This window comes from Amycolatopsis sp. (genome assembly GCF_036008905.1).
GTDB lineage: Bacteria > Actinomycetota > Actinomycetes > Mycobacteriales > Pseudonocardiaceae > Amycolatopsis.
On record NZ_DASYMU010000199.1, the window covers coordinates 1 to 4,380 of the forward strand.

Sequence of the window (4,380 nt, forward strand, 5' to 3'; positions counted from 1 at the left end):
TGGGGGCATCCAGTGCCCCCAACGCCGCTTTGGGGTACCCGGGGAAGGATTCACGAGACACAGGTAGCACACAGCGAGATCACACGGTCACCAAAGCGCGGGCCGCGACCGTTGCACCATGACAGTCTCGCTTCCCTCGGCCGAGGCCGACACCATGCCCCGCCCCGGAACCAGCCCCGTCGCGAAGCTCGGCTCGCATCCGGTGCTCGACGTCGTCATCCCAGTTTACAACGAAGAAACCGACCTGGAACCGTGCATTCGACGGCTGTACGCCCATCTCGGCGAACAGTTCCCCTATCCGTTCCGGATCACCATCGCCGACAACGCGAGCACCGACACCACCCTGCACGTCGCTGAGCGGCTCGCCCGCGAATTCCCCGAAGTCGTCGTGAACCACTTGGACGAAAAGGGCCGAGGCCGGGCACTCCGGGCGGTCTGGTCCACTTCGGACGCCGCGGTGCTGGCCTACATGGACGTCGACCTCTCGACCGATCTCGCCGCACTCGGCCCGCTGGTCGCACCGCTGATCTCCGGGCACTCCGACCTCGCCATCGGCAGCCGGCTCGCGAGGGGCGCGAGAGTGGTCCGCGGACCCAAGCGGGAGTTCATTTCCCGGTGCTACAACCTGATCCTGCGCGGCACCCTCGCCGCCCGCTTCAGCGACGCGCAATGCGGGTTCAAGGCGATCCGCGCCGACGTCGCCGCGCGGCTGCTCCCCCACGTCGAAGACACCGGCTGGTTCTTCGACACCGAACTGCTCGTGCTCGCCCAGCGCGCCGGGCTGCGGATCCACGAGGTGCCGGTCGACTGGGTCGACGATCCCGACTCCTCGGTGAACATCATCGCCACCGCGAAGGCCGACCTGAAGGGCATCATGCGTCTCACGAGGGCCACCGCGACCGGAGCCGTGCCGATCAGCAAGCTGCGTGCCCAGCTCGGCCGTGAGCCGATCAACGTCAGCACCCCGGGCGTCCCGCCGAGCCTGCCCAAGCAACTCGTGCGCTTCGCCGCTGTCGGTGTCGCCAGCACGCTCGCCTATCTCGCGTTGTTCCTGTTGCTGCGTAACGGAATCGGCTCGCAGGCGGCCAACCTCTTCGCACTGCTCGTCACCGCGATCGCGAACACCGCGGTCAACCGGCGGGTGACCTTCGGCATCCGCGGCTCCCGCGGCGCCGGGAAGCACCAGTTCGAAGGCCTCATCGTGTTCGGGCTCGGACTCGCCCTCACCAGCGGCTCGCTGGCGCTGCTCAACGGCTTGGCCCATCCCGGCCTCGTACTCGAACTCGGCGCGCTCGTCCTCGCCAACCTCACCGCCACCGTCCTGCGGTTCCTGCTGCTGCGCGGCTGGGTCTTCAACCCGCGCCGCCAGCTCGCCGCCGAAGAGGAGAACTGACCATGACCACCACCCTGACCGCGTCGCCGCCCCAGGCGGAACCACGGCATCGCCAGGTGGCCGAACCCGGCGCCGCCCGCCCCCGCTGGCAGCGACCGGCCCTGTTCGCCCTGCTCGGCGCGACCGCCGTGCTGTACTTCTGGAACCTGACCGCTTCCGGGTTCGGCAACACCTTCTACGCGGCCGCCGTCCAAGCCGGTACGCAGAGCACGAAGGCGTGGCTGTTCGGCTCGCTGGACGCCGGGAACATCATCACCGTCGACAAACCGCCCGCCGCGTTGTGGGTCGGTGTCGCGTTCGCCCGCATCTTCGGGTTCTCCGGTTTCACCGTGCTGGCGCCGCAAGCGCTGATGGGGGTCGCCTCGGTCGGTGTGCTGTACGCGACCGTGAAGCGCACCTCGGGGGCCACCGCCGGGCTGCTCGCCGGAGCGGGGTTGGCGCTCACGCCCGTCGCGGCGTTGATGTTCCGCTTCAACAACCCCGACGCGCTGCTGACCCTGCTCATGATCGTCGGCGCGTACTTCGTGGTGCGGGCGCTGGAAAAGGCCGACCCGCGCTGGCTGCTGCTGGCCGGGACGGCGATCGGGTTCGGCTTCCTCACCAAGATGTTCCAGGCTTTCCTCGTGCTGCCCGCGTTCGCGCTGACCTATTTGGTCGCCGCGCCGACGTCGCTCGGCAAACGGCTGCTGCACCTGCTCGGCGCACTGGGTGCGGTGATCGTGTCCGCTGGCTGGTACATCGCGCTGGTCGAACTCTGGCCCGCGAGCAGCCGGCCGTACATCGGCGGTTCGACGAACGACAGTCTTTTGGAACTCGCGCTGGGCTACAACGGGCTCGGCCGGATCTTCGGCGGTGAGGGCAACCGATCCGGTACCGGCGGTGGCGGCGGGATGACCGGGAACACCGGTTTCGGCGGGGACACCGGCCTCGGCCGGATGTTCGGCGCGAGCTTCGGCACCGAAATCTCCTGGCTGCTGCCCGCCGCGCTGATCGGACTGGTCGCCGGGCTGTGGTTCACCCGGCGCGCGCCGCGCACGGACCGCACGCGTGCCTCGCTCGTGTTGTGGGGCGGCTGGTTGCTGGTGACCGCGCTGGTGTTCAGCTTCATGGGCGGCACCGTGCATCCGTACTACGCCGTCGCGCTGGCTCCGGCCATCGTCGCGATCGTCGTCATCGCGGGCCGCTCGCTTTGGCTGGGGCGCAACAGTTTCCCGTGCCGCGCAGTCTTGGCCGGGATGATCGCGACGACCGCGGTGTGGGACTTCATCCTGCTGGACCGGACGTCGACCTGGCTTCCGGTGCTGCGCTGGGTGATCGTCGTACTCGGCGTGATCGCGGCGACCGCGGTGCTGATGGGCGTGCACCAGTTCAAGAAGGCCGTGGCCGTGCTGGCCGCCGTCACCGTGCTCACCCTCGGCGTCGGCACCGCCGCCTACGCGGTGGACACGGCGTCACAGGCCCATAGCGGCTCGATCCCGACGTCCGGTCCTTCGACCAGTGCGATGGGCATGGGCGGCGGCGGCGAGTCGTCGGGGACCGCGATCGGCACGCTGCTTTCACAGACCACGACCACTTGGGCCGCCGCGACCACCGGTTCGCAGTCGGCGGCGAGCCTCGAACTCGCCAGCGGCAAGGCCGTGATCGGCATCGGCGGCTGGGACGGCAGCGACCCCGCGCCGACGCTGGCGGAGTTCCAGCGATACGTGGCGGACAAGCAGATCGGCTACTACGTCGAAGGCGGCCGCGGTGGCGGCCCGGGCGGCGGGTCGAGCGAGATCACCGATTGGGTGACGGCGAACTTCACCGCCACCACCGTCGACGGCCAAACCGTCTACGACCTCACCACTTAGGTCGTGTCCTCGGGGAATGTGTCGACACATTCCCCGAGGATCGACAGGATGGTGCCAGGGGGTACTCAGGTTCACCTCAGGACGGGAGAGGAAGCTGGAAGCAGGTAGCCCGCTGGCGCCGAAGGAGGAGCTCATGTTTTCCACCGATCAGTTCCCCAGCCACCCTGTCCGACCGCCCCTCCCGAGCTGGCACACAGCCAGCGCGCAAGGGCCGAGAAGTGTCAACGCCGACGCGGTGGCCGCGTTCGCGCGCGCGGGGCAGGACATCGTGTTCGCGCTGGCGGACGGCGTCGGTGACGCGGCGGGCGCGGCGCACGCGGCCAGGGTCGCGGCGTCGACGGCCGCGAGGACGCCTGCGGCGGAAGGGCCGGTCGCCGCGGTGGTCGCGGCGCAGCGGGCGGTGCGCGATCTTCCCGGCGGCGGGGACTGCGTGCTCGTGGTCGCCATCCCGTTCAGCGACGGCCTCGGCTTCCGGATCGCCTGGCTCGGCGACGCCCGCGCGTACTCGTGGACACCCGGCGCCCTCGTGCAGCTCACCACCGACCAGACGCTCGCGCAGTACTTCCGCGACCACGGTGAAGTCCCCGCGCCGCATATGGAACACGTGGTGACGGCGAGCGTCCGTACCGCGGAAGCCTCCGAGATCGGCACCGCGGAAGTCCACAGTGGAGGGTTGCTGCTGACCAGCGACGGCGTCCACAAGACACTGACCGCCGAGACCATGCTCGAAGCGCTCACCGAGCCGGACCACGCGGCCGCGCTGCTCGTCGAAACGGCGATCACGAGCGGCGGCTCGGACAACGCGACCGCGATCGTGGTCGCACCCTCCGGAGCACCAGCGAACTTATCGACCGTGAAGCTGGCTGCGGCCTAGAAACTACGGCGCCGCCAGGTGGGTCGTGAGTGGCTACGAGTGTTCTAACACTCGTAAACACTCACGACCCACCCACCCGAGTGACCAAGCGCTAGGGCGACCCGGTGCGCAGAGCCTCGCGTAGTTTGGCGGCGAAGGCGGCGGGGTGGGTGATGAGGCCGACGTGGCTGCCGGGGAAGTAGAGCGTCTCGTTTCCCAGTAGCCGCGCCAATTCCTCCGCGCAGCGACAAGCGAACGCGGTGCCCGAGGCGGCTCCGGCCGCG

Annotated in this window: 3 protein-coding genes; all 3 read left to right on the forward strand. The window is 69.4% G+C overall.

Annotation, left to right across the window (positions count from 1 at the left end):
- The first annotated feature begins 118 nt into the window (after positions 1 to 118).
- The 3 genes from VGP60_RS32630 (at position 119) to VGP60_RS32640 (ending at position 4,117) form a co-directional block, all read left to right on the forward strand.
- Positions 119 to 1,393 carry a bifunctional glycosyltransferase family 2/GtrA family protein gene (locus VGP60_RS32630; protein WP_327552012.1) on the forward strand — a complete coding sequence of 425 codons (1,275 nt, stop codon included), beginning with the start codon at positions 119 to 121 and terminating at the stop codon, positions 1,391 to 1,393.
- Positions 1,394 to 1,395: 2 nt separating this feature from the next.
- Positions 1,396 to 3,243 (forward strand): ArnT family glycosyltransferase, encoded by a 1,848-nt coding sequence (locus tag VGP60_RS32635; RefSeq protein ID WP_327552013.1) that lies wholly within the window; start codon positions 1,396 to 1,398, stop codon positions 3,241 to 3,243.
- 133 nt (positions 3,244 to 3,376) lie between these two features.
- Entirely contained in the window at positions 3,377 to 4,117 is a 741-nt protein-coding gene (locus tag VGP60_RS32640; RefSeq protein ID WP_327552014.1) for a serine/threonine protein phosphatase, read from the forward strand.
- Positions 4,118 to 4,380 lie beyond the last annotated feature (263 nt).